The sequence below is a fragment of the Halopseudomonas nanhaiensis genome, assembly GCF_020025155.1.
GTDB classification, from domain to species: Bacteria; Pseudomonadota; Gammaproteobacteria; order Pseudomonadales; family Pseudomonadaceae; genus Halopseudomonas; species Halopseudomonas nanhaiensis.
On record NZ_CP073751.1, the window covers coordinates 2631787 to 2657216 of the forward strand.

Genomic DNA, 25430 nt, shown 5'->3' on the forward strand with positions numbered 1-25430 from the left:
CTGTCGGTTCAGCTACCTACTACGCCACCATCATTTTTCCAGATGACCACCGTCGCCGAGCGCGGCGGCAGAGTGGCGTCCTGGTCCGGCCAGCGACTGGCGTAGTCGCCCGCGGCAAACTCGCTGCCCGACGTACCTGAGCCAGGGTGCTGGACGTTGATGAACAGCGTGCGCTGGTCAGGCGTCATGGTGATACCCGTAATTTCGTTGGAAACCGGCCCGGTCAGGAAGCGCTTGACCGTTCCGGTATTCGGGTCCGCCACGAGCATGGCGCAGTGGCCAAAGGGGTCGGTAGCACCACTGTCCATCTGAATCCATACGCGGCTGTCCGGGTCGATCCAAAGGCCGTCCGGGGAGCTCAGCACGTTGTCGGCGGTCAGGCGGTTGCCGTTCGGGTCGAAGCCGATGTTGTTTTCCACACCGCTCTCGCCGCTGTCGCCGCCTTTGAGGAAGATGTCCCACTCGAAGGACATCGCCGCATGGTTACCGCCTTCTTCGGCCCAGCGAATGATGTGACCATGGCTGTTCGCCGAGCGCGGATTGGCTGCGTTGACCTGCTCTTCGGTACGGCGCGAGTTGTTGGTTAGGGTGAAATACACATCACCATTGGCCGGATCGACCGCGCCCCACTCAGGACGGTCCATGGGAGTGGCCCCGAGGAAATCTGCGGCCAGACGCGTGTTGACCAGAACGTCTGCCTGACTGGTGAAACCGTTCTCTTCATGCAGACCGTTTTCGCCATACACCAGAGGCAGCCAGCTGCCGGTACCGTCTTCGTTGAACTTGGCGACGTAGAGGGTTCCTTCATCCAGAAGCGAACCGTCCGCCGTGGCAGCGTTGTAATTGGCAGCGGTGACGAACTTGTAGATGTACTCGAAGCGCGAATCGTCGCCCGAGTAGCAGACTACCGGCTGGCCTTCGACGGCCGGAGCGAACACCACACCTTCGTGACCGAAACGGCCCAGGGCAGTACGCTTCTTCGGCGTGCTCTGCGGATCGAACGGGTCGATTTCGACCATCCATCCGAAGCAGTTGGGCTCGTTGCGGTAATCATCCAGCGCTGTCTCGCCCTTCTCACTGGCATCAAAGCGAACGAAACGATCTTCGCCACCTTCGGCCAGCTCCCAACCGTAGCGACCGTTCGCGCTGGGTACGCCGTATCGGGCATGCTCACGCGGGGCCGGGTTCTCGGCGGTAGCGCCATTGCGGAAGTAGCCTGCCCAGTTCTCTTCGGCAGCCATGTAGGTGCCCCACGGAGTCGGGCCACTGCCACAGTTGTTCAGCGTGCCGCGCGTGGCATTGCCAGCAGGGCTGTAAAGGGTGCGGACGAATTCGCTGCCGCGCACCGGGCCAGTCAGCTCCATGCGAGTCAGTCCGGTGATACGACGGTTGAAGTCGCTCTGCACGACCTCCCAGGTGTTGTCCTGCGCCTTGGCAATACGCACCACCGTCACACCGTGGGCATTGATTTCCTTGAGCACTTCATCGACCGGGCGTCCAATCAGGGGATCGAACGCCGGAACACCACCGCTTCCGAGCGACTGACCAGCAGCCGACAGATGCATGAAGCGCGGTTCGATGTACTCGTGGTTGAGCACCAGCAGACCATCGGTGGAGCTGCCGTCGATCGGGTAGAACCACATGCCATCGTGGTGATTACCTACCTGATCGGCCTGATCGTCTCCTGTGCTCGCCAGGCTGAACGCCGGCATGCTGCCAGAGATGGGAGTGCCCCAGGGAATGATCACCTGATGGCTGTAGCCTTCGGGAACAACGATCTCGTCGGCGAAGCTGACCGCTACGGCGCTGAAGCCCAGCAGCTCAGCCGGAGGTTGCTCAGTGCCTGGCTGTTCGCTGCCCGGCTGCTCGGCGACCGGATCGTCATTGTCCGAGTCGCTGTTGCAACCAGCCAGGCCTACGCCCAGAAAACCGAGCATGGCAGCGCCCATGCTGCCCTTCAAAACTTGGCGGCGAGCCAGGCGAGCTTCGAGCACGCTGGCAAAAATCGGGTTCAGCGCGCGCTGGGTCAACGGCTCATCGCCTTCCCCATTGTCGATCATCATCAGGTCTTTGCTGTTATCAACGGACATCCGGACTTTCCTCTGGTGTTTTTTAAGGACCAGCACATCTTGGGAACCGTCGATGACAGAAAGAAAACAGCTATGTGAAGTTTTGATGAGCGCGAAACAGAGCGGTCGGCGCTTGAACCGAGGTGCCGATAGTCGAAGCCGAGCGGCTTGAAGTTCTGATTGAATCAGGCGCCAGCCGACTCTGCCTGGAGCAGGTCGAGTACAACCTGCGCCGGGCGATGGCCGTTGCCATCAGGGAGGCCCAGCAGGCCTGCAGAACCGTGTCGTCGCCCGTCCAGTCCGGATGATCGAGCACCTCGTTGCGATGCTCCGACGTTCCGCCGCCAGCGCTGCTGGCTCCGGTCGAACCGCCAGGGTCCTCACCCCGGTCACCCCTGATAAACGAAAAAGCCCAGCATTCGCTGGGCCTTTTCATTTATTGGCGGAGAGACAGGGATTATTCGGCGCCGGAGGCGCCTCACCCCTTCGGGGCCGCCGTCGCTGCGCTCCAGCGTTCCTTCGCCAGCATTGCTGGCTCCGGTCGAACCGCCAGGGTCCTCACCCCGGTCACCCCTGACAAACGAAAAAGCCCAGCATTCGCTGGGCCTTTTCATTTATTGGCGGAGAGACAGGGATTATTCGGCGCCGGAGGCGCCTCACCCCTTCGGGGCCGCCGTCGCTGCGCTCCAGCGTTCCTTCGCCAGCATTGCTGGCTCCGGTCGAACCGCCAGGGTCCTCACCCCGGTCACCCCTGATAAACGAAAAAGCCCAGCATTCGCTGGGCCTTTTCATTTATTGGCGGAGAGACAGGGATTCGAACCCTGGGAACAGTTGCCTGTTCAACGGATTTCGAATCCGTCCCGTTCGACCACTCCGGCATCTCTCCAAGTCGGCGCGCATCATAGCAGCAAGCGGATGGCGACGAAAGAGTTTCGGGGTCGCGCTGTGCTGCTGATCAGGGCAGTTCGACACCGAGACGCTGGGCCACTTCTTCGTAGGCTTCGATGACCCCACCGAGGCCCTGGCGGAAGCGGTCCTTGTCCATTTTTTTGCGCGTTTCCTTGTCCCACAGACGGCACCCGTCCGGGCTGAACTCGTCGCCCAGCACGATCTCACCCTTGAACACCCCGAACTCCAGCTTGAAGTCCACCAGCATCAGACCGGCCTGGTCGAACAGCTCACCGAGGATGCCGTTGACCTTGAGGGTCAGCTCCCGCATGCGGGCAAGCTGCTCGGCTGTCGCCCAGCCAAAGGTGACCACGTGCGAGTCATTGATGAACGGATCGCCCTTGGCGTCATCCTTGAGAAACAGCTCGAACGTAGGCGGATTCAGTGTCTGGCCTTCCTCGATACCCAGCCGACGAACCAGACTACCTGCTGCATGGTTGCGCACCACGCATTCGACCGGAATCATGTCCAGCTTCTTGACCAGACACTCGGTATCAGACAGCAGAGCGTCGAACTGCGTCGGCACTCCGGCCTCTTCCAGCTTCTGCATGATGAACGCATTGAAACGGTTGTTGACCATCCCCTTGCGTTCGAGCTGTTCGATCTTCTTGCCGTCGAAAGCCGAGGTGTCATTGCGAAACAGCAGGATCAGGCGCTCCGGGTCGTCGGTGGTGTAAACCGACTTGGCCTTGCCTCGGTAAAGTTCTGTGCGTTTTTCCATCATCGGCTCCCGATGTCCGCGAAATGGTAAGAAGGTGATGCGCTGATATCCTGCCAGGGCAAGCCCCGATCCTGCACGGCCAGCAGCAGCTGGCCATCCCAACCCTCAAGCGTTCCGGCGAGCTCGCCTAGCGCAAGGTCAGGCCGGTTGTTCTTCTCGCTTATATGAGCAATAGTCACGTGGCGAAGCCTGCTGCGGTCAATCGCGGCGAGCAGCGCGGCGGCCTGCTGATTGCTCAGGTGACCCAGCGACCCACCGACCCTCGCCTGCAGGCGCGGGGGATAAGGCCCGTTTGCCAGCATGTGCGGGTCGTAATTCGCTTCCAGAAAAAGTGCATCCAGCCCGCCGTAGCGCTGGACGATCCATGGGGTGATGCTGCCGGTGTCGGTCAGGACACCCAGCCGACACTTCCCGTTGTCGAAGATGAACTGGCAGGGTTCCCGGGCGTCGTGAGGCACCGCAACGGGCGTCACTTCCACTTCACCAAGCTGGAAGGCGCGGTCCAGCTCGATGGGCTGGAAAGCGATATCAGCGCCACGCATCCCGTGATAGGTACCCGGTGTCATGTACACCGGCAGTCCGTAGCGCCGGACGAGCTTCTCGACGCCCTGCACGTGATCGGAGTGCTCGTGGGTAACCAGTATCGCCGTCAACTGCCGGGCGCTCAGGCCAACAGCGGCGAGGCGCTGCTCGGTAGTGCGCAAGCTGAAGCCACAATCGATCAGCAGCCGGGTACGGCCCGATTCAACCAGCGTGGCATTGCCGCGACTACCACTGCCCAGGGAACAATACCGCACCGCCTCGACCGACCTCCTAGTTCAGGTTGTCGCGAACGCGCGTCAACAAGTCACGTGCAACCTCGGCATCAGCCGCTGTTTCGATACCCTGATCGACGGACACCTGAATCTCGCCACCCACTTCGGTCAGTCGAACCTGGAGACGAGGTTCGGCCTGCTCATCCTCCGGTTGATCGCGGTTGAACAGTCTGGAGAAGAAGCCGGGGCGCTCACGCTCGCTCGCAGTTTGCGACAGGTCCACGTAGTACACACCGCTACTGCGGTTGATATCGCTCACTACCACTTCCGAGCGCTCCAGCGCGCCGCCCACAGCCGCCCACGCCCGATTGAAATCGACATTCATGCGCAATACGGGGTTACCAGCGCCGTCGCGCACCAGTTCGCTGCGCTGCGCCACAGGGATCCGCGTGGCGGCAAGGGATGCAACATCTTCCTCGCTGCTCTGATTCAGGTAGGTCTCGAGTTCCGCCAACACAGCGCTTTCGACCTTCGAATCCTGTGACCGCTCCGGCCAGTCAGACTGGTCGCTGCCTTCGCTGCGCGACATTTGCAACACGTGTACTTCACTGGTATCGGAGCGCACGCCCGGCTCGATGCGGATGCGCAGGCGCTGCTCCTGTCCATCGGTACGGCGACCTTCACTGACGGCGGGGAGCAGACGGCGAACCAATGGGTTGTCGCTCTGCTTGTCGAACGCCAGCCATTCAGTCTGGATCTCGCCCGGATCCTGCATTTCCCTGGCGGCACTTACCTGATAATCGGCGAGAAACTGTTTGACCAGAGCCCAGGACTCGGCGGGCGCGCGCTGCGCCTGCAGCCACCGGCGCGAGCCATCCTGCTGAACCGAGAAATCCTCACCGCCAATGCCAGCCTGCATGGGCTGCGGGCGCGGCGTGGAAAACTTGCCGGACTGGGCCTTCAGCTCCCCAGGCACTGGCAGCAGATCACCCACCTGCTTGCTCTCGACACCCTCGGGCACCTTCATGCGCGGCTCGACCTCAGCCAGCTGATAGTCGGAACCACGGTCGCGGAAATACCCGTCATCACCGAAAATGTAACCGCAGCCACCGAGACTGACCGTCGCGACACAGACTGCCAGCGGACCCAACACTGCCTTCATCTTGTTTTCCTTGCGAGATACATGGCGTAGATCATTCATAGCAGGGCGCACTGGCGCAGCGCATCGCGAACCTGCTCGTGACAGCGGGCGCTCAACTGGGTGAGCGGCAGACGCAGGCCCTCGCCGATCAGCCCCATTTCGTGCAGCGCCCATTTGACGGGGATCGGGTTGGATTCGATGAACAGCATCTTGTGCAGGATCATCAGGTCCTCGTTCAATCGTCGCGCGGTATCGGCATCGCCCGCCAGCGCGGCGGCACACAGCTCATGCATGCGTCGGGGTGCAACGTTGGCGGTAACCGAGATATTGCCCTTGCCGCCCAGCAGAATCAGCTCGGCCGCTGTGGCGTCGTCACCGGAATAGACATCGATGCGGTCGGCCACGCGCTCAATGAGCTCACGCGCCCGTTGCAGATCGCCGGTGGCTTCCTTGATACCTACGATGTTCGGGATGCCGGCGAGGCGGTCGACCGTCTCGGGCAGCATGTCGCAAGCCGTGCGACCGGGTACGTTGTACAGGATCTGGGGAATCGCGACGGCTTCGGCAATGTAGCGATGATGCTGGTACAGGCCTTCCTGGGTGGGCTTGTTGTAGTACGGGGTGACCAGCAGGCAAGCGTCAGCGCCCACACTGCGTGCTGCCTCGGTGAGCTCCACTGCCTCGCGAGTCGAGTTGGCACCGGTTCCGGCGATGACCGGAATGCGCCCGGCGACCTGCTCGACTACGCGGCGGATCGCTTCTTTATGTTCGTTCATGTCCAGCGTGGCGGACTCGCCGGTCGTGCCCACGGCAACGATACCGTCCGTACCCTGCTCAAGGTGGAAGTCGATCAGGCGCTCGAGCGCCACCCAGTCCAGGCCGCCTCGGGAGTCCATGGGTGTAACCAGCGCCACCAGGCTGCCTGAAATCATGCAACTGCTCCACTTGAAACGTTAATCGGCAATGGTACTTTCGCGCTGCGGGCAGCACAAGGAGTGGACCCGGCAAAGCCGGTAAAATGCGGGCGTTCAAGCGGAGGTTGAACCGCTGGGCCGGGAAGAGGGACAATAGCCGCCTTCAGCCCGGCCAGGCGATTGCTCCGCCGGGTTCTCGAACGCCATTTCCGAGGATGACCATGTCGCAACCTGCCGGCCAGAAGGAACAGTTCCTGGTAATCACCGCCATGGGTCAGGAAACCACCGCCCTGGCGACGCATCTTACCCGCCTGTGCATGGAGCAGCGCTGCCTGATTGTCAGCAGTCGGATGAGCCGGCACGGCACCAGCACCGCCGTCGTGCTGCAGATCGGCGGCAACTGGGATGCACTGGCGCGGCTGGAAAGTCTCCTGCCGGCGCTGGCCCGCCGCGAGCATTTCACGCTCTCGATGAGTCGCAGCCACAGCCTGGAAGAACGCCCCGAGGCACTGCCCTACAATGTATTCGTGACCGCCGCGCAGCGTCCGGAACTGATCGCCGAGCTGTGCCTGTTCTTTCAGCAACTGGGTATCGAGATCGAGGAGATGTTCAGCTTTACCTATCAGGCGCAGCATACTGGCACGCCGATGCTCAACCTGACGCTGACCATTGCCATACCCGGCAAGATGCAGCTGAGCTGGCTGCGTGAACAGTTCCTCGATTTCTGCGACGAGCTCAACCTTGACGCCGTCATCGAGCCGTGGCGCCCTCTCCACTGACAAGGAAAGATGATGACAGCCGAGCTGAACAAACCCGTCCCGAACTTCACCGTGCAGGCCACCAGCGGCACCACCCTGACCCTTGCGGAGCTGGCCGGGCGCAAGGTCGTGTTGTATTTCTATCCAAAGGACAATACGCCAGGCTGCACGACTGAAGGCCAGGCCTTCCGGGATCTCTACCCGGAGTTCGAAAAAGCCGGCGCAGTGGTGTACGGGGTATCCAAGGACAGCCTTCGGACGCACGAGAACTTCAGGCAGAAACAGTCGTTTCCGTTCGACCTGATCAGCGACACTGACGAAAGCCTCTGCCGCCTGTTTGACGTCATCCGCATGAAGCAGATGTACGGCAAGCAATACGAGGGCATCGAGCGCAGCACGTTCATCATCGATGCCCAGGGCGTCCTACGCCACGAATGGCGCAAGGTGAAGGTGCCTGGGCACGTCGAACAGGTTCTGGAGGCCCTACGCGCCCTCCCCTGACTCTCGAGCAGAACCTCAGTTCTGCTCGACTTCCTGCGGCAACTCCAGCTCGGCTTCCACCCCGCGCGGCCATGCGTACAGCACCGCCTTGAACAGCGTGGCCAACGGGATGGCGAAGAATACGCCCCAGAACCCCCACAACCCGCCAAAGATCAGCACCGCTGCGATGATCGCAACAGGGTGCAGGTTGACCGCTTCAGAAAATAGGATCGGTACCAGCACGTTGCCATCCAGAGCCTGAATGACCGCGTAGACAACCATCAGCACCATGAACTCGTTGCCCAGGCCCCACTGGAAGAGGCCGATCAACGCCACCGGAATGGTCGCCACCGTCGCGCCAATATACGGAACCAGCACGGATATCCCGACGATGACTGCGAGCAGGGCCGCGTAATTGACCTTCAGCACGACGAAACAAATGTAGCTGACTACCCCAACGATGACGATCTCGACCACCTTGCCACGAATATAATTGGCGATCTGCTGGTTCATCTCGGTGGCGATGCGTGTCATCAACCTGCGTTCGCGAGGCAGACGACCCTTCAACCAGTCGCTGATCTGCTGGTTGTCCATGAGAAAGAAGAACACCAGAATCGGCACCAGTACCAGGTACACCAGAATCGTGAGCAGCATGGGCACGCTGGCCAGACTCTGGGACAGCAACCACTGCCCCAGCTGGCCCACCTCGCCGCTGGCGGTCTGGATCAGCCGCTCAACCTGATCTTCGGACACGAATGTCGGGTACCGCTCCGGAAGATGCATGAGCAACGACCGCCATTCCACGAACATCCGCGGCAGCTCGTTGAACAGTGTAAACATCTGCTTCCAGACCAGCGGAATGACCACTCCGATCAAGGTACCCAGGGCACCGAGAAACAGCAGGAAGACTATCCACACCGACAGACCGTGGGGGACTCGAATATCACGCAGCCGGGTTACCAGCCCCTGCAGCAGGTAGGCGAGGACCAGCCCCGTCAACAGGGGCGCAATACGGTCGCCGAAGCTGATGACGATGGCGAAACCGAGGAGGAGCAGCACCGCCAGGACGACGGCTTCTTCATCGGAAAAATAGCGATGAATCCAGTTCTGAAAAATTCGCAGCATTTAGCTTTTACGCAACCAGTAGTGATATTCGCCCGAGGCGTGTTCCGATCGAAGCAGTACGTGCCCGGAAAGCTCCGCAAAACGTTGAAAGTCGCGTTGCGAACCGGCATCGGTCGCACTGACCTTCAACACCTGTCCGGACTGCATGGCGTTGAGAGCAAGCTTGGTCTTGAGTAGCGGCATGGGACAGGTCAGCCCGCGCGCATCGAGGTAGTCGTCGACCTGCGCATTTTCTGTTTCAAGTACCATTTGCAGACTCCTGAAAGGTGCATCAGTATAACGCTGCCGCTTAAGGGCGGATAATCATATCGCACAGGTCCTCACACCATGCTAGGCAAGAAAGCTGTGCTGGCAGCCACTCTGAAGCTGCTGCTGGTGCCGGCATTGATCGTTCTGCCGCCACATACCTTCAGTGCCGAGCCCAACCTCCCCTCGCTCGGCGACACCAGCTCGTCTTTCATGTCGCGCGAGCAGGAGTACCAGCTCGGCCGCGCCTGGCTGTCGATGCTGCGCGGCGCGGTGAAGACGCTCGACGATCCGATCCTCAAGGACTTCGTCGAGCAAAGCGTGCTGGGCCTTGCCGAAACCAGTCAGCTTTCAGACAAGCGCCTGACCTTCGTAGCCATCGACAGTCCCCAGCTCAATGCGTTCGCCGCCCCGGGCGGAGTGGTCGGCGTCAATGGTGGCCTGTTTCTGCACGCGCAGAGCGAGGCCGAATTTGCCTCGGTCATGGCCCACGAACTCGCGCACCTGTCTCAACGCCATTTCGCCCGAAACCTCGAGGCGCAGCAACGCATGCGCATTCCGGTGATGACCGCGATGCTGGCCAGTGTGATCATTGCCGCGGCCGGCGGGGGCGATGCAGGCTTTGCAGCCATGGCCTCGACCCAGGCTGCGGCCATTCAGGAGCAGCGCCGCTTTTCCCGGCAGAACGAGCTGGAAGCCGACCGCCTCGGCCTGCTGACCCTGACCCAGGCCGGCTACGATCCGCAGGCCATGCCGGCCATGTTCGAGCGGCTTTCAAGACTGAGTCAGTTCAGCCAGAACCCACCAGAATTTCTGCTGACCCACCCGGTGAGCCAGACACGGATCGCCGATTCGAAGAACCGCGCCGCTCAGCTGAACGGCGACGGCAAGCGTGACAGCGTGGCATACCAGATGATACGAGCCCGTGTTCAGTTGCATTACGAGCAGAGCCCGGGTCTCGCTGCGCGTCGCTTCCAGGCACTACTCGACGAGCACTCCAACGATCATGCCGCTGCACGTTACGGCCTGGTACTGGCCCTCACTCGCGGGGGACAGCTGGACGAGGCTGAAAAAGCGCTCAAGCCACTGCTGGCAGAACGCAGCGAGGATGTAGCGGTGAATCTGGCCAGGGTCGAACTCGACATAGCGCGCGGTCGCTACGACGTCGCGCTGGATCGAATCGATCAGTTACTTGCGGTCAACCCGGCCAACTACCCACTGCTCGAAGCGAAGGCCGACACCCTGTTACGCGCCCGTCGTTACGAAGAGTCCCGCACGGTGTACGACAAGCTGGCGAGTCAGCGGCCTTACGACCCCGACATCTGGTACATGGTCGCTGAAATCAGGGGCCTGGCCGGCGATATCCTTGGCGTACACACCGCTCGCGCGGAGTATTTCATGCTCGCCGGAGACCTTGACCAGGCCGCGCAACAGCTCGAGCTGGCGGCCAGGCGTGCCGAAGGCAACTTCGTAGAAAGCTCGCGAATCGAGGCGCGCCAGGAGCAACTGGCACGCCTGCGAAAACTGCTCGAAGAGATGTAGTGCAGGCGACCGTCAGGCGTTACCCGCAACCGGCAGGTTGGCGTTGCGGGTGAAGGACAGCATCCGCTCCAGTGGCATGACCGCTCGCGGGATCAGGTGCTCCGGGACGATGATCTCGTCGGTACCCTGCTCCAGCGCCTGCAGTACGCGCGGCAGCGTATTCATCGCCATCCACGGACAATGTGCACAGCTACGGCACGTAGCCCCATTTCCGGCCGTCGGCGCCTCTATCAAGCGCCGGTCCGGCGCGCCCTGCTGCATCTTGTAGAAGATGCCGCGGTCGGTTGCAACGATGAAAGTCGGGTTGGGCAAGGTCTGGGTCGCGCGAATCAGCTGGCTGGTGGAGCCTACTACGTCGGCCAGCTCGACGACCGAAGCCGGGGACTCCGGATGGACCAGAACCGCAGCGTCCGGATAAATTTCCTTGAGGTCCAGGAGCGACTTGGCCTTGAACTCCTCGTGAACGATGCACGAGCCTTCCCAAAGCAGCATGTCCGCGCCGGTCTGCGTCTGGATGTAATGGCCCAGATGCTGATCCGGCGCCCAGATGATCTTCTCGCCCTTGTCCATCAGATGTTCGACGATGCCCAGCGCGCAGCTCGACGTAACTACCCAGTCGGCCCGCGCCTTTACCGCAGCGGAGGTATTGGCATAGACGACCACGGTGCGGTCGGGGTGTTGATCGCAGAAGGCAGCGAACTCGTCGATAGGACAACCGATGTCCAGCGAACAGGTTGCTTCCTGCGTCGGCATCAGAATCCGCTTCTCGGGACTGAGGATTTTCGCCGTCTCGCCCATGAAGCGCACCCCCGCGACGATCAACGTCGATGCAGGATGCTCCTTGCCGAAGCGGGCCATTTCCAGCGAGTCCGACACGCAACCGCCGGTCTCCTCGGCAAGCGCCTGGATCATGGGGTCGGTGTAGTAATGAGCGACCAGTACGGCGTCACGCTCCTTCAGAGCTGCAGCGATGCGGGCGCGATAATCGGCCTGCTCCGCTTCGCTCAACACCGGCGGCTGCTTTGCCGCCAGATGGGCCTGTACGAGTACACGCTCGGGAATCTGAGACATTGATCGAACCATAGAGGGGGATGAGCCCACAGTGTATCACGAGGGCACAGCCGTCGATCATCGAGGCTCTACCGTGCGACAACGCGTCGGGCCATCTCCATGAACTTCCCATCCGTCGGGCCAGTCAAGAGAGATAAGACGAGCCTATTCACATCGTCACGGACCCAGGAGCTTGAAATGATTCAAAACGTGCCCGGCGTATTGTTCTCCCCCGCGACCGGCTGGCGTCAGCTGCGGGATCAGTCTGATCAGCACCCATGGAGCTTCCTCCCGGTATTGCTTGTATTCGCGCTGATCCCGGCGATATGTATTTATATCGGCACCGCCCATGTCGGATGGGAGATGTTTGGCAGCGAAGACAACCGGTTGCTCACGCGAAGCAGCGCCATCATGCTCGGCATACTGGTTTACGTCGGATTTGTCTTCGGTGTCGGGGTCATGGCGCAGGTCGTGCGTTGGATTCTTTTCCGTACCGCAGGGCGCCCAACCCTGGCAAGGGCAATGGCCTTCGTCACCTTCGTCTCGTTACCACTGATGATTGGGGGACTCGCTGGCGCCTTTCCCTATCGCGTGTTGATCGTCGGCGGGGCTTTCATCACCACGGTGTGGTCGGTCCTTCTCCTGTTCAAGGGACTGCCGGTCTTCATGCATCTCAAGGATAGCGATCAGACCCGCTTCCTGGGCGCCTGCATCGTGGCAGCAGGCTTTCTCGTGTTGATCACCAACGCGTTCGTCTTCCAGCATATGTGGCGGACGACTCAAACCGATGCGAGCTATGTAGGATCGCAGGAAGAACAAAGCGGAATGGATTGAGGGGGGGGTTGTAACGGACCAAGCGGAAGCATCCTGCTTCCGCTCACTGAGGTCAGGCTCGGGTCAACTGCGCTCGCCCTGGCCGCTTTGGCCACCCTGACTGTTCTGACCGCCCTTGCGACCGGCTTCGGAGGCGCGTCCCGGGTCGTTCTTGAAATTGCCGCCACTCTGCTGGCCCCCCTTGCGTCCCGCTTCTGCTGCGCGTTCACGGTCTTCCGCGAAATTACCTTTACCACCTTGATGTTGAGCCATGTTCAATATCCTCTGATGTTCGGGTTGTCGAGCGCAGCACGCGCTCAATAGTGGGAGCCCGTCACACTGGAATCGTTCGCAGTTACATTAGAGATATTGAGACTGAAAAACGCTTTTCCAATAACAGAAAAACGAAAAGACAGGCAAACCTGAATCATCGACAAATCAGGGTCATATCGCTTTGGTATTAACACGGTTCGTGTGTGTGATTGCGGTGCCCACTATAAGGATCATGAGGCCACTCCGAACTTTTGACAGACTGGTTACTCAAATCTGGTGAGTGGCATCATCGACTTGTTAATCGGGTCAATAGCCAGGCCGTTAATATAATGTGCCGGCGCATGATACCGACGATGCCCCAGAGTAAACAGACATCAGGAGAAGTTTCAGCAGTCTCCAACACGCTCCAAAGTCTGAAAAGCTCATCTACCCAATAAGGAATGAATTATGAAGACAGCACACATGTTCAAAACCGGAGCACTCGCCGTCGCCATGTCCCTTGCTGCCAGCTCGGCCTGGGCAATGGACGCAGAAGAATTTATCGATAGCGCAGCTGAAAAAGGCTTCGCCGAAATCGAAACCGCAAAGCTGGCGCAGGAGCGCGGGCAGTCGGAAGAGGTGAACAAGTTCGCCGAGAAAATGATCGAGGACCATCGCTCCTCCAACGAGGAACTCAAGGAGATGGCCCAGGAGAAGAACCTTGAGTTTCCCGATGACGCCACTCTGATGGATCGCGGCAAGGCGATGATCCTGAAGCTGCGCGAGGGTGAAAACTTCGATCAGGCTTACGCAAACAATCAGGTCGTTGCACATGAGCAGACCATCGAGATTTACGAAGTAGCCTCGCAGGAGCTGCAGGACGAAGAGCTGAAAGAGTGGGCTTCCGACCAGCTCGAAATGCTTCGTGAACACTACGGTGAAGCCAAGCAGCTGCAGACTCAGACCGGTGCCGAAGGCGACTCCGATAGCTGATAGCAGGATTGATCGTGAATTGATAAAGGGCGCTTCGGCGCCCTTTATCATGCGCGCTGATGCGGGCCAGTCGCCCAATCAGTCGCCCAAGAAAAAGGGCAGCCAGGCTGCCCTTTCTTCACGCCGCACCTACCGTCAGTTCTTGGCACGCTCGGTATCGCGTAGTGCCTTGACCTGATCATGGTTGCGCAGCACGCCGTCGTACTGACGCTGCACGACCGCACGGATCTCCGGCGGCAGGTCCTTCTCCAGCGCCTGCTTGTAATTCTTCTTGGCGACATCTTCGCCCCGCTCGCATTCACTGAGGACCGCTTCGTCGCTTTTGCCGGTAATGGCCGATTTGATGTCTACCCAACGGCGGTGCATGTCGCCGCTCAAGCTGGTGCTGTCTTCGGGGTCACCACCGAGCTGGACGACGATCGCCTGTAGCTCGGCAGCAGCCTTGGCGCACTCCTGAGCTCGCGCGGTGAACAGGCTCTTCAGATCCTGGCGCTTGATATCCTCGGCGCAATCCTTGAAGCCCGCCTCACCGTCCTTGCTGGTCTCGATAAGGTTGTTCAGCGTTGAAATGACGTCTTTGACGTTATCGGCTGCCATGTTGTCGTATCTCCTCGGTTGCAGTGAAAGTTCGATTCAAACCACCCGTCTCAAGCCTGGCGGTTTTGCATTTTCTGCTTCATTTCGCAATGCCCGGTCGAGCCGCGCAGCAGCGCTGCAGCACCCATGGCCATGCTCGCCATACCAAAGATGCCGCCGCGACGCATGCCGCGGAACACCAGCAGAGCCCCGCCAGCCAGTGACGCTGCACGCTCCATGCCCTGGACATTGGTCGGGCCGTTGACCATGGACTTGATCTTGTTCAGCGGGCTTTCGTTCTGGGAAGATTGAAGTTGATTCATGTAAACCTCGTATTCGTCGGATTGGAAAATTCGACGGCTCCCTCGTCTACCCAAGTGACCTGCCGGTCCGCAAGAGGTTCAGCGGGCCACCAGGATCAGCGCTCCTTCTGTTGAAAGAGATTGCCATGGCCGTAGCCCTTGGCAGGGGTTGGGGGAGTGCCAAACTTTTGCCACAGTCTTTCGTGGAAGAAATAGGCGACGGTGTTGCACGCAGGCTCGATCAGCGCGATCAGCCCACCGGTAACGATGCTTCCTGTAAGCCAGTAGGCGACGGTGAACGCTACCGCGAAATGCACGACGGCGAAGCTCAATGTCTTCGCCAACGTTCTGCGCGTATGACGAGCCAGATGGGCCGTCAGCCATGCTCTCATCGCTTGGCAACCGCGTCCGGGGCTGCATCGCGAGTCAGAAACGCGCTGACAACCTGCGGCAGGTGATCCTTCAACCACTGGGCCATGGCGATCTCCTGCTCGATGATTGTTTCGCAGGCTCTCTGAGTTTCCGTATCACCCACTTCCTTGGCCGCTGCAATCAGCACGGTATAGGATGCGATTTCGAGATTCTCGAATACGTAGCCCATTGCCGCACCCTTGACGACCTCGTCAGTCATGATGCTCCCGCCGACGCCTTGTGCGAACGCCATCATCTTGCCGCCGAAATCCTTGATGCCAGACGGCGACGCGTCATAGCGAGCCAGGCATTGCTCAATCAGTTCGCGCTGCCCCTGAGTCTCAGTGATGTGTTCCTCGATACGCGCCCTGAGCTCCGGATAATGCTCCAGGCGTTCGGACTGAGCCTTTAACATGGTTTCTGCCTGTTGTTCCATGGCATGCGCATCGCGCAACCAGTCGACAAGATTCTTCACCTTTGAATCGTTGATATTCATCGGCCACCTTCCTCGCAAAAGTTGTTCAGTCTTTATGAGAAAGGATCGCAGGACTTAAGTTCATACCTGAATTGGCTCGCCTGATATTAGCAAGACATCAAAAGGACACTACTTGGAATGTATATCTGCGATCAGCTGACCGCCTTAATCAAAAACTATCGTTGAGATCATTCCTATATATAAAAAAAACTCTGAACCATCTTCCATTGTTTCCCTTCTATCTATTAGTGGCTGTGCTTGACGCTATGAGATCGTCCGCAGACTTCAACCCGCTTCAAATAAAAGATTTGCCTGCCTGAGGAGGCATACATGCACGGACTATCCGGAATTCTTGATAACCAGGGCGTCCCGCTGGAGAAACAGGCGTTCACCTGGAAAGACATCTCCAGCAAGCCGATCAGCAAGCTGGATGACGACGCCTTCACCCGCGTGCGGATCATCCTGATGAATGGGATCGAGCAGGATGCGTTGCGCCTGAAACACTTCGGCGCCATGTTCAACAAGGATTTGCAGCTGCCACTGGCGCAGGTGCGCCGCGTGGAGCAACACCAGATGACCAGCATCAACTGGCTTCTGTCATCGGATCATTCGCCGCTCGAGACCACCGTCGCGTACGAACAGGTCGCGATCGAGGTCACCGCCGCCGTCGCGCAAACCGAGCCTGATCCCTATCAGGCGCAGACCTATCGCTTCGGCCTACTGGAAGACTTCGACCATCTTTACCGATATTCGGCGATGCTCGATCGTCTCGAGGGGAAGGATGCCAATAATATCCTGCAGGGTTACACCGACATCGTGCCGGGCCGTCCGACCTCCGAGCATCACCGGGCGCCTGAAAGCGATCTGCGCGACAACTACCACAAGGAAGAAGCTGCACTGATCACCAAGATTCACGCAGCCATGATTACCGCAGCCGAATTCCAGACGCACGACTACTACATGAATATCGGCCCGCTGTTCTCTGATCCGGTCGCCCGGCAACTGTATGCCGAAATCGCCTCGGTGGAAGAACAGCACGTCACCCAGTACGGATCACTCAAGGACCCGAGCGAGTCGTTTCTGGAGAAATGGATGATTCACGAGGCAATGGAGGTCTACAACTACAAGAGCTGCGCCGAGCAGGAGGAGAATCCGCGCATCAAGGCGATGTGGGAGCGCTTCCTCGATTATGAGCTGGGTCATCTGAACCTGGTCTGCGATTTGTTCAAGCGGATCGAGCGTCGAGATCCGGCCGAGATTCTGGGCGGAACGCTGCCTGAGATGGTGCAGTTCAAGAGTCAGCGCGACTTCGTTCGCAAGGTTCTCGCCGAAGAGGTGGACCTTCGTACCAGCGGCACGCAATACGTGGCCAAGCTGGATGAAAGCCCCCTCTCCCTGGATTACCGCACTCAGATGAATTCCCAAGGCGTTGCTTCCGATATCGCCTCGGCTGGCTATGCATGGCATCCGGGCACCGAGCTCGCCCGCAACAAGGCTAAGTAGGAGAACCTCATGACCAACCCAGCATCGAAGATGGGCCATAACCGTACCGGGGCCCAAATGTCACCGAAGGACACCGAACGGCAACTTGACGCACTCAAGCATTTCCCGCCGGACGTACCCGGCAATCCGTCTCAGCTGCTCAATGCGCGGCGCGAGGAAGCCACCGAAGCCGGTCGTATCGGGTCGGTTCCTGTCCCGGGTTCAGCCAAAGGTATGCTCAAGAGCACCTTTGAAAAGATGCTCGGCAAGAACCCCGAAGTGCTCATCAACAAGCTTGGCGAGCGTCTGGCATACGAGCGCACCGGTGTCCGGCTCTACGAAGCGACGATAGCCAAGGCGCAATCAGCTGAAAAGGTTGATCAGGGTCTGGTCACCACGCTCCAGCAGATCCGCAACGAAGAGGACGAGCACTTTCAGTTGCTGGTCTCTGCGCTGGAGAAGTTGGGCGCCGACCCCACCGCGATGACACCCGACGCCGACGTCTCGGGCGTCATCGCGCTGGGCGTCATGCAGGTACTAACCGATCCGCGCACCGATATTCCGCAGTCGCTCAATGCATTGCTGACAGTCGAGTTGGCGGATAACGCCGCCTGGGAGCTACTCATCGAGCTATGCGAGCAGGCGCATCAGAAGGACATTGCCACGCACTTCAAGAAGGCCCTGGCCCAGGAAGAGCGTCATCTCGCGACAATCAAGGGGTTGCTACGCGACCACCTGACTGCAGCACTGTCCTGATCGATTGAAGTAACTGTACACAGCCCTGCTTCAGGTCACCTGGAGCAGGTTTTTGATGATGAGGAGAAGAAAAATATGAACGCTACTGACCTGCTTGTTCAAGACCATGAAAAACTCAAGAAGCTGCTTAGCGAGATTACTGACACGACCGAACGCGCAGTAAAAAAGCGTACCGAACTGCTGGCTCAGATTGAGGCGGAGCTGCACGCGCATACGCAGATCGAGGAAGAAGACTTCTACCCTGCCTACAAGAAAGCCGGCGGCAAGGACGAGACCAAGATGTATCACGAGGCGAAGGAAGAGCATCGCGCCGTAGAGGCACTGGTCCTGCCGGATCTGAAAAAGACCGACGTGGGCACAGTCGAGTTTTCCGGACGCATCAAGGTGCTCAAGGAGATGCTCGAACACCACATCGAGGAAGAGGAAAGCGAGATGTTCCCCGAGGCCGAAAAGATCCTGAACAAGCAGGAACTGGCGGAGCTGGGTGAGCGCATGGAAAAGAAGAAGAAAATGCTGCTGGCTGCGACCCGACACTGATCGCAGGCTGAACCGAAGGGGCCGCAAATGCTGCCCCTTTCTTCCAGGTGGAAACGGGGCGAGGAGCGAAGCGAGAGAAGATGGTGGGTCGTGTAGGATTCGAACCTACGACCAATTGGTTAAAAGCCAACTGCTCTACCAACTGAGCTAACGACCCGGAACGCGCGCTATAGTACTGATTTCTCGCGATAATTCAAATACTTTTTTCTGTCACGCGTAACGCGTGGGGTCGTCAACGCCCGCAGCGGCGAAGCCTGCCGAACGCAAGCGGCAGCTATCGCACCGACCGCATGCAAGGCCTTTCGGGTCGGCCTGGTAACAGGAAACAGTCAGGCTGTAATCCACGCCACGCTCGAGCCCGGCGCGAATGATCTCGGCTTTGCTCATCTGCTGCAGGGGAGCACGAATTCTGAAACCAGCGCCCTCCACGCCTTCTCGCGTCGCAAGATTGGCTACTCGCTCGAACGCCTCGATGAATGCCGGGCGGCAATCCGGATAGCCCGAGTAATCCACTGCGTTCACGCCAATGAAGATGTCGCCTGCACCGATCACCTCCGCCCAACCCAGCGCCAAGGACAGAAACACGGTGTTCCGGGCGGGAACGTAGGTCACCGGGATACCGATCTGTTCCGATTCGGGAACCGCAATAGAGCTATCTGTCAGAGCAGACCCACCCATCCCGTTCAGGTCAAGGCCGATGACCTTGTGCTCTGCCACGCCCGCTACCGAGGCGATCGCCTCGGCCGCATGCAACTCGGCGCGGTGACGTTGACCGTAGTCGAAACTCATCGTGTAACAGGCGTAACCGTCGGCCTGAGCCATCGCAAGAATGGTTGCCGAGTCAAGCCCGCCAGAGAGCAGCACTACTGCCTTGCGTGAAGCTGATTTGCTCATATCAGTGTCCCGGCTCGTCATTCCACAGGTATTTGTGAAGCTGCATCTGAAATCGTACAGGCAGATTGTCTTCGATGATCCACTCAGCCAACTGACGGGCTTCGACCTGGCCATGACTGGGAGAAAACAACACCTCGCCGACCCGCCCCGGCAAGCCGAAGCGGTCGAGCTGGAAGCGCGCCCATTCGTAATCATCGCGACTGCAGATGACGAACTTCACCTGATCGCGCTTGCCGAGATACTCGATGTTCGAATAGAGGTTGCGATGGGATTCTCCGGAAGCCGGCGTTTTCAGATCCATCACGCGACTCACCCTGCTGTCGACTGCGGCCACGTCAAGCGCACCGCTGGTTTCCAGCGACACCTCGTACCCTGCGGCGCAGAGGTGCTCCATCAGCACCAGACAGTTTGGCTGTGCGAGCGGCTCTCCGCCGGTTACGCAGATATAGCGCGGCGAGAAAGACGCTACGCGTGCGAGAATCTCCTCCAGCGGCATGACCTCGCCCCCGCTGAAGGCGTACGCCGTATCGCAGTAATGGCAACGCAGAGGGCAACCGGTCAGGCGCACGAACACAGTGGGCAAGCCGAGCGTGCGGCTTTCGCCCTGGATGGAATAGAAAATCTCCGTAATCCGCAGATTCGGGTTCGGCAGGTCTGGCATTGATTTATCCCGGGCTGGACTGCTAAACAGGCAGAGGCCCAAAGCGGCAACGTGCGCATGCTCACAGAGGGTGAGTGCAGGCAGGCTGCGATTTCAGAGGGCGCCTAGTTTAGCCGAGGCAGGACAAAAAAGGCAGGCCGTATCTAGCCGAGCGACTCGAGATCGCGTCGGGCAAGCTGGGCGGCAGAGGTATTGGGGTGCTTGGACAGCACTTCCTGGTACAGCTCTCTGGCCTTCTGCGCATTACCGAGGCGCCGCTCGACATCGGCGAGCTTGTAGAGCGCATCGGCTTCCTTGCGGTGGCCGGGATAGCGCGCCGGGACCTGGGCAAACGCCTGGCCGGCTGATTGAAGATCTGACTGGGCGAGATGAACTTCCCCCAACCAGTATTGTGCGTTGCCGGCATATTCGCTATCCGGATAACGACGCACGAAAGCGCTGAAAGCCATGGCGGCTTTCTCGAAATCACGCTGCTTGACCAGGTCAAATGCAGCTTCGTACATCAACTTCTCTCGCGCCGGATCGGCCGGAGCGGTCGATTCGCCAGCAGGCGACTGTACAGGACCTCTGGCATCAACCACCTGCTCGTCACTGTCACTGGTCGTACCAGCATCGGCGGGCGCAGTTGACCCCATATTGCCATTGGTGCGAGCGGACAGGCGGCGATCCAGATCCTCGTACTGATCGAGCTGGTTCTGCTCCATCTGCTTGAGACGGTGCTCCTGTTCTTCCACCAGACCACGCAACATGGATACTTCCTGTTGCAGCTGATAAAGCTGCTGCATGAGCTGGCCCTCCATCGAGAGACCAGCTGCAGACTGCGAGGACGCAGGGGCTGACGATTGGCCGTTCTGATAACCACCAGAGCTGCCATCGTAGACCGGTACCTGGGCTGTTACCGAAAGCGGCAACAGCGCCAGACCAAGTGCATAACCCCTGTATCCTTTTTTCATGCTTATTACTTACGCAGTTCTACGCGACGGTTCTGAGCCCAGGACTCTTCGTCCGAACCCATGGCAGCCGGCTTCTCTTCACCGTATGAAACCAGTTCCAGCTGGGCCGGAGAAACGCCTTGCAGAACCAGGTAGCGCTGAACGGCAGCAGCACGACGCTCGCCCAGAGCCATGTTGTACTCACGGCTGCCGCGCTCGTCGGTGTGACCTTCCAGAACGACGTTGTTGTTTTCGGACTTCAGGTCACGCGCATGAACGTCCAGAGCGCGCATCGCTTCCGGCTTCAGCTCGGAGCTGTCCAGCTCGAAGTAGAACGTAGTGATGGCGCGCAGAGCAGCTTCTTCGCTGTTCATGTCGCTACCGGAGGTCGGGGCGCTGCTGGTGTAGCCTGCGTTCGGGTCGACAGCGCCAGTACCTGCGGCGTCACCACCCTTGGAGGAACAACCAACAACTACGCCGAAAGCTACAACCAGAGCTGCGAACTTGCCGAACTTGATAACTTGCATCTTAAAACTCCTGAAAACCCCATGGTTTGGTATTGGCACCCTAAGGCAGGTATGGGGACCATGATGGTACGCGCAGGTCGTTGAACTGTGTCGGAATCTCCGACCGTGCACGACCATTGGTTGAGACCAGCATGAGCACGCCCCGTCCCTGTTGACGGGTAGCATAAATTAACATAGTGCCGTTGGGTGCAACAGTGGGTGACTCATCCGACGACGTTTCTGTTAATACCTTCAAATTGCCGCGCTTGAGATCCTGCGCAGCAATACGGAAGTTTTGGTAACCATCCTGTCTATGGACCATGACCATGGTCTGGCCGTCGAAGGATAGCTTGGCATTGGCGTTGTAGTTGCCGACGAAGGTCAACCGCTCTGTTCCGCCACTGTTGATGTTCTGTTTGTAGATCTGCGGGCGCCCCCCACGGTCCGAGGTGAACACGATGGTGTCGTTGTCCATCCAGGTCGGCTCGGTATCGATTGCGAAATGGTTGGTCACCCGGCGCATTTCCTTGGTCTCAAGGTTCATGACGTAGATTTCCGGATTACCGTCGCGGGACAGCACGAATGCCAGACGTTTGCCGTCGGGGGACCAGGCCGGAGCTCCGTTGAGCCCCTGGAAGCTGGTTATGCGCTCGCGGCGGCCGGTCTGCACGTAATGTATGTAGATTTCCGGCCGTCTCGATTCGAAGGATACATAGGCGATACGCTGGCCATCCGGGGCGTAGCTCGGGCTGAGGATCGGCTCGCGCGACTGCAGGAGGGTCACCGCACGGGCACCATCGTAATCGGACCGCTGCAGCGTGTAGCGCGTGTTGTCCACGGAAAAACGTTCGGCGGAAACGTATAGCAGCTTGGTATTGAATGCTCCGCGCGTACCGGTGAGCTCTTCGAACACCTGGTCGCTGACATGATGCGCGAGATCACGCAGCTGGCTGCGCGACCCGCTGACCGTCTTGGACATGAGCAGCTCTTCGCGCGCTACCCCGTACAGGTGATAGGCGATTTCATAGCGATCAGCCGCGGCGTCATGCGTAACGCGCCCGGCCACGACGTAATCAACGCCGAGCACTTTCCAGTCGCGGGGGAATATTTCCTCGGCCCGCGTAGGATAGCTGAGCATGTTCTGACGATCGAACGGGGCAAACATGCCGCTGTTGTACAGATCCTGGCCCGTGATCTGCGCCAGATCTTCCGGCAATGGAGCACTGCCACTCCAACCAAAGGGTACGACCGCGATGGGGGTCGCGCGGTCCGTACCACGGGTAATCTCGATCACGTTCTGCGCCTGCGCAAGGGCAGCGAAGCAAAACATGACCAGTGCGACGAACAGTCCGCCGAGTTTCTTTGAAGTCATCAAAACGATAAGTCCTCTGGTCTGAATCGCAAGAGCTTGTTGCGATAGTCGCGATCGAAGATGGCCGGGTTTTCCCGCGACAGCTGCTGCATCTCCGGGATCCGCCCGACGTTCTTGACTGCCTGCACCGCGGATTGATCAAAGCCCGCGTCACCACTGGACCGGGTGACCACCGCATCGGTGATCTGGCCCGTGGGCAACATGCTGATGCGCACTTCGACCACCATGCCGTTGCGCGCTGTAGGCGGTCGACGCCATTGCTCGCTGACGTAGCGGCGAATGACATCATCAAAACTGGCCGCAACCTCATCGCCGATCTGGTCGGCCTGGGCGCGCTGATACTGGGTTTCTTCCGCGAGCAGCTCCGACAGAGCTCGGGCCCGTGCGTCTTCCTGTTCGCGCTTCTCTCGAGCTACGCGGTCGGCCTCGGCTTTCTTCTTCGCCTGCTCAGCAGCCTTGCGTTTGGCATCCTCGGCCGCCTTTCGCTTGGCCTCTTCCGCTGCCTTGCGCTTGGCGTCTTCAGCAGCCTTCTGTTTGGCTGCATCGGCTGCGGCGGCTTTTTTCTGCGCCTCTTCCTCGGCGCGCTTGCGGGCAATATCTGCCTGACGCTTGGCTTCCGCCTCGGCTTTCTGCTTGGCGGTCTTTTCCGCTTCGGCGCGCGCTGCAGCAACCTGCTTTTGCCGCTCGGCCTGCGCAGCGGCCGCAGCTTCCTGGCGGGCCTTGTCTGCAGCAGCCTGACTGGCAGCTTCCTGCGCTTCCTGCTGTTCCTGTTTCTTGCGCTCGAGCTCTTCGGCTTCGTGCGTCGGCGCAGCCGTACGCTCAGCTTCCCCGGCGATACGCTGATTGGTTTGCGTGGTGGCCGGACTTTTCGAGTTTAGCTGAACGAGTCGAGCCTGCACGATCGGCTTGGCGGGCTCGAATTCAGGGGCCGACGAGAACGAAACGAACAGCAATGCCGCCACCACGACGTGAAGCGCAACCGCCTTGATAGCCGACGCGGTAAATCGCCCGGTTCCGCCCTCGCGCGGGTGGTCTTCGCGTGTGTTCACGGCGCCTCGGTAATCAATCCGACGTTGGGCACGCCGGCTTGCTGCAAGCCGGCCATCGCCGAGACAACCACTCCATAGTTGGCCGCCTGATCGCCACGAATGTACACCTGGGTATCCGGACGAGCACGTATGATCTTACTCACGCCCTCGACCATCTCCTCCAGGGAAATCGCGCTATCGGTCTGGTTCTCCGTGTCGACACTTTCACCAAGGTTCCAGAAATACGAGCCGTCCGCGAGCACCGACAGTGTCAGCACCTGCTGGTTGTTATCAGATGGCAACACCTCGCTCGATACCTGAGGGAGGTCAACCTTGACCCCCTGATTGAGCATCGGCGCGGTGACCATGAAAATCACCAGAAGGACGAGCATGACGTCGATATACGGCACGACGTTCATCTCTGCGACCGGTTTGCGTTTGTGGCGTCTGCCTGGAACCTGCATGAAGTCTCCCGATTACTCTTCGCTGGCGTGCACGCGGCGGTGGAGGATGCTGGAGAATTCGTCGGCGAAGGTGTAATACCGGCCGATCAGCATTTCCGAACGAGCGGAGAAGCGGTTGTAGGCAATAACCGCCGGGATCGCAGCGAACAGACCAATCGCGGTAGCGATCAGCGCTTCGGCAATACCGGGAGCGACGGTGGCAAGCGTCGCCTGCTGGACGGTTGCCAGACCGCGGAAGGAATTCATGATGCCCCAGACGGTACCGAACAGGCCGATGTACGGGCTGGTCGAGCCTACCGTGGCGAGAAACGACAGATGACTGTCGAGCTTCTCTTCCTCGCGGGAAATGGCTACCCGCATCGACCGCTGTACCGCGTCCATGACCGCGTCCGGATCGACACCCGGCTGCTGACGCATGCGGGAAAACTCCTTGAAGCCGGCGCGAAAGATCTGCTCCAGACCCGAATCCGCGTTCGGTGTGCCGGTTACCTGGCGGTACAGCTTGGACAGATCGATCCCCGACCAGAAACGCTCTTCGAAGTCATCCAGAGAACTCTTGGCGGCACGCAACGTGGTGGTGCGCTGAAAGATGATGATCCAGGAAGCGACGGATGCGGCGATGAGGGTCAGCATAACCAGCTGCACCAGCACGCTGGCGCTGGATACCAGGTGCCACATCGACATTTGATCAGCTTGCACTATCTACCACTCCTTGCTCGGTATCACGTGTTTCCTGCCTGCTGGCGGCAAATGCCTCGGCCAACGCAGCGGGTATGGTTCTGGGCTTGTAGCGGTCGCCGCTTACGCATGCGACCAATACTTCACCCTCACACAGCAGCGTGCCATCGGCACGGTGGATCTGCTGAACGAAGCGGATGCTCGCTCGCTTGAGTTCCGAGACCGCTGCGCTTATCACTAGTTCATCGTCCAATCGTGCGGGCGCGTGGTAGCGCGCCGAAACGGAATGCACAACAAAGATGATGTTTTCGCGCTGCAAGACGCTTTGATCAAACCCCAGGGAGCGGACCAGCTCGGTTCGCGCACGCTCCATGAATTTGAGGTAATTGACGTAGTAGACGATGCCACCGGCATCGGTATCTTCAAAATAGACACGGGCTCTCAGCGCGAATGGCGGCCCAGGACTGTCAGCGCGCATAATGTAGAGCCAAGACGAACGTTTGCATAGTGGGAAGTCTCGCCAAAACGAAAATATTTTTCATCGGCCGG

At 59.4% G+C, this 25430-nt stretch carries 31 protein-coding genes and 2 tRNA genes; 9 read left to right on the forward strand and 24 right to left on the reverse strand.

Going from position 1 to position 25430, the window contains the following annotated elements; genetic code table 11:
- Positions 1-8: 8 nt before the first annotated feature.
- The gene (locus tag KEM63_RS11870; protein WP_223651888.1) at positions 9-2090 is read right to left on the reverse strand and encodes a PhoX family protein; all 2082 of its coding nucleotides are present in this window, start codon (positions 2088-2090) and stop codon (positions 9-11) included.
- Between the two features lie 122 nt (positions 2091-2212).
- Here KEM63_RS11870 and KEM63_RS11875 point away from each other — a divergent pair, with 122 nt between their 5' ends.
- A complete protein-coding gene (locus tag KEM63_RS11875) occupies positions 2213-2377 on the forward strand; it encodes a hypothetical protein (protein WP_223651890.1) in 165 nt (54 codons plus the stop codon).
- A 488-nt stretch (positions 2378-2865) separates the two neighbouring features.
- Here KEM63_RS11875 and KEM63_RS11880 read toward each other — a convergent pair.
- The 5 genes from KEM63_RS11880 to dapA form a co-directional block, all read right to left on the reverse strand.
- Positions 2866-2955: transfer RNA gene (locus KEM63_RS11880), tRNA-Ser, on the reverse strand.
- 69 nt (positions 2956-3024) lie between these two features.
- The gene (gene purC / locus KEM63_RS11885; RefSeq protein ID WP_223651892.1) at positions 3025-3738 is read right to left on the reverse strand and encodes a phosphoribosylaminoimidazolesuccinocarboxamide synthase; all 714 of its coding nucleotides are present in this window, start codon (positions 3736-3738) and stop codon (positions 3025-3027) included.
- The gene (locus tag KEM63_RS11890; protein WP_223651894.1) at positions 3738-4535 is read right to left on the reverse strand and encodes an MBL fold metallo-hydrolase; all 798 of its coding nucleotides are present in this window, start codon (positions 4533-4535) and stop codon (positions 3738-3740) included. Before KEM63_RS11890 ends, purC begins: the two co-directional genes overlap by 1 nt.
- A gap of 16 nt (positions 4536-4551) precedes the next feature.
- The gene (gene bamC / locus KEM63_RS11895) at positions 4552-5655 is read right to left on the reverse strand and encodes an outer membrane protein assembly factor BamC (RefSeq protein ID WP_223651896.1); all 1104 of its coding nucleotides are present in this window, start codon (positions 5653-5655) and stop codon (positions 4552-4554) included.
- 35 nt (positions 5656-5690) lie between these two features.
- The gene (gene dapA, locus KEM63_RS11900; protein WP_223651898.1) at positions 5691-6566 is read right to left on the reverse strand and encodes a 4-hydroxy-tetrahydrodipicolinate synthase; all 876 of its coding nucleotides are present in this window, start codon (positions 6564-6566) and stop codon (positions 5691-5693) included.
- A gap of 197 nt (positions 6567-6763) precedes the next feature.
- Between dapA and KEM63_RS11905 the strand changes: the two genes are divergently transcribed.
- Together KEM63_RS11905 and KEM63_RS11910 are read left to right on the forward strand one after the other, a co-directional pair.
- On the forward strand, positions 6764-7327 hold the full coding sequence (locus KEM63_RS11905; protein ID WP_223651900.1) for a glycine cleavage system transcriptional repressor: 564 nt from the start codon (positions 6764-6766) through the stop codon (positions 7325-7327).
- Between the two features lie 12 nt (positions 7328-7339).
- A complete protein-coding gene (locus KEM63_RS11910) occupies positions 7340-7807 on the forward strand; it encodes a peroxiredoxin (RefSeq protein ID WP_223651902.1) in 468 nt (155 codons plus the stop codon).
- 15 nt (positions 7808-7822) lie between these two features.
- On the opposite strand, the gene KEM63_RS11915 is transcribed toward KEM63_RS11910, so the two are convergent.
- Both KEM63_RS11915 and KEM63_RS11920 read right to left on the reverse strand, forming a co-directional pair.
- A complete protein-coding gene (locus KEM63_RS11915; protein ID WP_223651904.1) occupies positions 7823-8911 on the reverse strand; it encodes an AI-2E family transporter in 1089 nt (362 codons plus the stop codon).
- On the reverse strand, positions 8912-9160 hold the full coding sequence (locus KEM63_RS11920; RefSeq protein ID WP_223651907.1) for a sulfurtransferase TusA family protein: 249 nt from the start codon (positions 9158-9160) through the stop codon (positions 8912-8914).
- A 78-nt stretch (positions 9161-9238) separates the two neighbouring features.
- On the opposite strand from KEM63_RS11920, the gene KEM63_RS11925 reads away from it, so the two are divergent.
- Positions 9239-10699 carry a M48 family metalloprotease gene (locus KEM63_RS11925; RefSeq protein ID WP_423747798.1) on the forward strand — a complete coding sequence of 487 codons (1461 nt, stop codon included), beginning with the start codon at positions 9239-9241 and terminating at the stop codon, positions 10697-10699.
- A gap of 12 nt (positions 10700-10711) precedes the next feature.
- Here KEM63_RS11925 and nadA read toward each other — a convergent pair whose 3' ends face one another.
- The gene (gene nadA, locus KEM63_RS11930) at positions 10712-11770 is read right to left on the reverse strand and encodes a quinolinate synthase NadA (protein ID WP_223651909.1); all 1059 of its coding nucleotides are present in this window, start codon (positions 11768-11770) and stop codon (positions 10712-10714) included.
- 99 nt (positions 11771-11869) lie between these two features.
- Here nadA and KEM63_RS11935 point away from each other — a divergent pair, with 99 nt between their 5' ends.
- Positions 11870-12583 carry a Yip1 family protein gene (locus KEM63_RS11935; protein WP_223651910.1) on the forward strand — a complete coding sequence of 238 codons (714 nt, stop codon included), beginning with the start codon at positions 11870-11872 and terminating at the stop codon, positions 12581-12583.
- Positions 12584-12646: 63 nt separating this feature from the next.
- Here the strand turns inward: KEM63_RS11935 and KEM63_RS11940 are convergent, their stop codons facing one another.
- Positions 12647-12835: a con-10 family general stress protein gene (locus KEM63_RS11940; protein WP_223651913.1), complete on the reverse strand. Its 189-nt coding sequence runs from the start codon at positions 12833-12835 to the stop codon at positions 12647-12649.
- Between the two features lie 447 nt (positions 12836-13282).
- Between KEM63_RS11940 and KEM63_RS11945 the strand changes: the two genes are divergently transcribed.
- Positions 13283-13807: a DUF4142 domain-containing protein gene (locus KEM63_RS11945; RefSeq protein WP_223651914.1), complete on the forward strand. Its 525-nt coding sequence runs from the start codon at positions 13283-13285 to the stop codon at positions 13805-13807.
- Positions 13808-13942: 135 nt separating this feature from the next.
- Here the strand turns inward: KEM63_RS11945 and KEM63_RS11950 are convergent, their stop codons facing one another.
- From KEM63_RS11950 to KEM63_RS11965, 4 genes are all read right to left on the reverse strand, one after another.
- On the reverse strand, positions 13943-14404 hold the full coding sequence (locus tag KEM63_RS11950) for a PA2169 family four-helix-bundle protein (protein WP_223651915.1): 462 nt from the start codon (positions 14402-14404) through the stop codon (positions 13943-13945).
- 50 nt (positions 14405-14454) lie between these two features.
- Positions 14455-14706 carry a YgaP-like transmembrane domain gene (locus KEM63_RS11955; RefSeq protein WP_223651916.1) on the reverse strand — a complete coding sequence of 84 codons (252 nt, stop codon included), beginning with the start codon at positions 14704-14706 and terminating at the stop codon, positions 14455-14457.
- 95 nt (positions 14707-14801) lie between these two features.
- Complete coding sequence (locus KEM63_RS11960) at positions 14802-15077, reverse strand: DUF2061 domain-containing protein (protein WP_223651917.1); 276 nt, start codon at positions 15075-15077, stop codon at positions 14802-14804.
- On the reverse strand, positions 15074-15592 hold the full coding sequence (locus KEM63_RS11965; protein WP_223651919.1) for a ferritin-like domain-containing protein: 519 nt from the start codon (positions 15590-15592) through the stop codon (positions 15074-15076). The genes KEM63_RS11960 and KEM63_RS11965 overlap by 4 nt, the downstream gene beginning before the upstream one ends.
- A 309-nt stretch (positions 15593-15901) precedes the next feature.
- Between KEM63_RS11965 and KEM63_RS11970 the strand changes: the two genes are divergently transcribed.
- From KEM63_RS11970 to KEM63_RS11980, 3 genes are all read left to right on the forward strand, one after another.
- Complete coding sequence (locus KEM63_RS11970; RefSeq protein WP_223651921.1) at positions 15902-17074, forward strand: hypothetical protein; 1173 nt, start codon at positions 15902-15904, stop codon at positions 17072-17074.
- A gap of 9 nt (positions 17075-17083) precedes the next feature.
- The gene (locus tag KEM63_RS11975; RefSeq protein ID WP_223651924.1) at positions 17084-17809 is read left to right on the forward strand and encodes a DUF892 family protein; all 726 of its coding nucleotides are present in this window, start codon (positions 17084-17086) and stop codon (positions 17807-17809) included.
- A gap of 75 nt (positions 17810-17884) precedes the next feature.
- Positions 17885-18346: a hemerythrin domain-containing protein gene (locus KEM63_RS11980; protein ID WP_223651926.1), complete on the forward strand. Its 462-nt coding sequence runs from the start codon at positions 17885-17887 to the stop codon at positions 18344-18346.
- An 81-nt stretch (positions 18347-18427) separates the two neighbouring features.
- Here the strand turns inward: KEM63_RS11980 and KEM63_RS11985 are convergent.
- From KEM63_RS11985 to ybgC, 10 genes are all read right to left on the reverse strand, one after another.
- A tRNA-Lys gene (locus KEM63_RS11985) sits at positions 18428-18503 on the reverse strand.
- A gap of 53 nt (positions 18504-18556) precedes the next feature.
- A complete protein-coding gene (gene queC, locus KEM63_RS11990) occupies positions 18557-19240 on the reverse strand; it encodes a 7-cyano-7-deazaguanine synthase QueC (RefSeq protein ID WP_223651928.1) in 684 nt (227 codons plus the stop codon).
- 1 nt (position 19241) lies between these two features.
- The gene (gene queE, locus KEM63_RS11995; protein WP_223651930.1) at positions 19242-19901 is read right to left on the reverse strand and encodes a 7-carboxy-7-deazaguanine synthase QueE; all 660 of its coding nucleotides are present in this window, start codon (positions 19899-19901) and stop codon (positions 19242-19244) included.
- 143 nt (positions 19902-20044) lie between these two features.
- Positions 20045-20854 carry a tol-pal system protein YbgF gene (ybgF, locus tag KEM63_RS12000; RefSeq protein WP_223651932.1) on the reverse strand — a complete coding sequence of 270 codons (810 nt, stop codon included), beginning with the start codon at positions 20852-20854 and terminating at the stop codon, positions 20045-20047.
- Positions 20855-20859: 5 nt separating this feature from the next.
- Entirely contained in the window at positions 20860-21360 is a 501-nt protein-coding gene (gene pal, locus KEM63_RS12005) for a peptidoglycan-associated lipoprotein Pal (RefSeq protein ID WP_223651934.1), read from the reverse strand.
- A 40-nt stretch (positions 21361-21400) separates the two neighbouring features.
- Positions 21401-22711: a Tol-Pal system beta propeller repeat protein TolB gene (gene tolB / locus KEM63_RS12010; RefSeq protein WP_423747799.1), complete on the reverse strand. Its 1311-nt coding sequence runs from the start codon at positions 22709-22711 to the stop codon at positions 21401-21403.
- Complete coding sequence (gene tolA, locus KEM63_RS12015; protein ID WP_223651936.1) at positions 22711-23760, reverse strand: cell envelope integrity protein TolA; 1050 nt, start codon at positions 23758-23760, stop codon at positions 22711-22713. Before tolA ends, tolB begins: the two co-directional genes overlap by 1 nt.
- Entirely contained in the window at positions 23757-24203 is a 447-nt protein-coding gene (gene tolR / locus KEM63_RS12020; RefSeq protein WP_223651941.1) for a protein TolR, read from the reverse strand. The genes tolA and tolR overlap by 4 nt, the downstream gene beginning before the upstream one ends.
- Before the next feature lie 12 nt (positions 24204-24215).
- Positions 24216-24887 carry a protein TolQ gene (gene tolQ / locus KEM63_RS12025; protein WP_223655874.1) on the reverse strand — a complete coding sequence of 224 codons (672 nt, stop codon included), beginning with the start codon at positions 24885-24887 and terminating at the stop codon, positions 24216-24218.
- 4 nt (positions 24888-24891) lie between these two features.
- A complete protein-coding gene (ybgC, locus tag KEM63_RS12030) occupies positions 24892-25359 on the reverse strand; it encodes a tol-pal system-associated acyl-CoA thioesterase (protein ID WP_223651943.1) in 468 nt (155 codons plus the stop codon).
- Positions 25360-25430: the final 71 nt, after the last annotated feature.

What these genes read in the sequence shown, in the direction of transcription:
- KEM63_RS11975 (WP_223651924.1), top strand. Translation starts at nt 17,084, where the DNA reads ATGACCAACCCAGCATCGAAGATGGGCCATAACCGTACCGGGGCCCAA.
- KEM63_RS11950 (WP_223651915.1), bottom strand. Translation starts at nt 14,404, where the DNA reads ATGGCAGCCGATAACGTCAAAGACGTCATTTCAACGCTGAACAACCTT.
- ybgC (WP_223651943.1), bottom strand. Translation starts at nt 25,359, where the DNA reads ATGCGCGCTGACAGTCCTGGGCCGCCATTCGCGCTGAGAGCCCGTGTC.
- purC (WP_223651892.1), bottom strand. Translation starts at nt 3,738, where the DNA reads ATGGAAAAACGCACAGAACTTTACCGAGGCAAGGCCAAGTCGGTTTAC.
- KEM63_RS11965 (WP_223651919.1), bottom strand. Translation starts at nt 15,592, where the DNA reads ATGAATATCAACGATTCAAAGGTGAAGAATCTTGTCGACTGGTTGCGC.
- KEM63_RS11945 (WP_223651914.1), top strand. Translation starts at nt 13,283, where the DNA reads ATGAAGACAGCACACATGTTCAAAACCGGAGCACTCGCCGTCGCCATG.
- tolR (WP_223651941.1), bottom strand. Translation starts at nt 24,203, where the DNA reads ATGCAGGTTCCAGGCAGACGCCACAAACGCAAACCGGTCGCAGAGATG.
- bamC (WP_223651896.1), bottom strand. Translation starts at nt 5,655, where the DNA reads ATGAAGGCAGTGTTGGGTCCGCTGGCAGTCTGTGTCGCGACGGTCAGT.
- KEM63_RS11935 (WP_223651910.1), top strand. Translation starts at nt 11,870, where the DNA reads ATGAACTTCCCATCCGTCGGGCCAGTCAAGAGAGATAAGACGAGCCTA.
- KEM63_RS11970 (WP_223651921.1), top strand. Translation starts at nt 15,902, where the DNA reads ATGCACGGACTATCCGGAATTCTTGATAACCAGGGCGTCCCGCTGGAG.
- KEM63_RS11915 (WP_223651904.1), bottom strand. Translation starts at nt 8,911, where the DNA reads ATGCTGCGAATTTTTCAGAACTGGATTCATCGCTATTTTTCCGATGAA.
- KEM63_RS11920 (WP_223651907.1), bottom strand. Translation starts at nt 9,160, where the DNA reads ATGGTACTTGAAACAGAAAATGCGCAGGTCGACGACTACCTCGATGCG.
- ybgF (WP_223651932.1), bottom strand. Translation starts at nt 20,854, where the DNA reads ATGAAAAAAGGATACAGGGGTTATGCACTTGGTCTGGCGCTGTTGCCG.
- KEM63_RS11980 (WP_223651926.1), top strand. Translation starts at nt 17,885, where the DNA reads ATGAACGCTACTGACCTGCTTGTTCAAGACCATGAAAAACTCAAGAAG.
- queC (WP_223651928.1), bottom strand. Translation starts at nt 19,240, where the DNA reads ATGAGCAAATCAGCTTCACGCAAGGCAGTAGTGCTGCTCTCTGGCGGG.
- dapA (WP_223651898.1), bottom strand. Translation starts at nt 6,566, where the DNA reads ATGATTTCAGGCAGCCTGGTGGCGCTGGTTACACCCATGGACTCCCGA.
- KEM63_RS11910 (WP_223651902.1), top strand. Translation starts at nt 7,340, where the DNA reads ATGACAGCCGAGCTGAACAAACCCGTCCCGAACTTCACCGTGCAGGCC.
- KEM63_RS11960 (WP_223651917.1), bottom strand. Translation starts at nt 15,077, where the DNA reads ATGAGAGCATGGCTGACGGCCCATCTGGCTCGTCATACGCGCAGAACG.
- tolQ (WP_223655874.1), bottom strand. Translation starts at nt 24,887, where the DNA reads ATGTCGATGTGGCACCTGGTATCCAGCGCCAGCGTGCTGGTGCAGCTG.
- tolB (WP_423747799.1), bottom strand. Translation starts at nt 22,711, where the DNA reads ATGACTTCAAAGAAACTCGGCGGACTGTTCGTCGCACTGGTCATGTTT.
- KEM63_RS11870 (WP_223651888.1), bottom strand. Translation starts at nt 2,090, where the DNA reads ATGTCCGTTGATAACAGCAAAGACCTGATGATGATCGACAATGGGGAA.
- KEM63_RS11905 (WP_223651900.1), top strand. Translation starts at nt 6,764, where the DNA reads ATGACCATGTCGCAACCTGCCGGCCAGAAGGAACAGTTCCTGGTAATC.
- nadA (WP_223651909.1), bottom strand. Translation starts at nt 11,770, where the DNA reads ATGTCTCAGATTCCCGAGCGTGTACTCGTACAGGCCCATCTGGCGGCA.
- KEM63_RS11925 (WP_423747798.1), top strand. Translation starts at nt 9,239, where the DNA reads ATGCTAGGCAAGAAAGCTGTGCTGGCAGCCACTCTGAAGCTGCTGCTG.
- KEM63_RS11955 (WP_223651916.1), bottom strand. Translation starts at nt 14,706, where the DNA reads ATGAATCAACTTCAATCTTCCCAGAACGAAAGCCCGCTGAACAAGATC.
- pal (WP_223651934.1), bottom strand. Translation starts at nt 21,360, where the DNA reads ATGCAAGTTATCAAGTTCGGCAAGTTCGCAGCTCTGGTTGTAGCTTTC.
- queE (WP_223651930.1), bottom strand. Translation starts at nt 19,901, where the DNA reads ATGCCAGACCTGCCGAACCCGAATCTGCGGATTACGGAGATTTTCTAT.
- KEM63_RS11940 (WP_223651913.1), bottom strand. Translation starts at nt 12,835, where the DNA reads ATGGCTCAACATCAAGGTGGTAAAGGTAATTTCGCGGAAGACCGTGAA.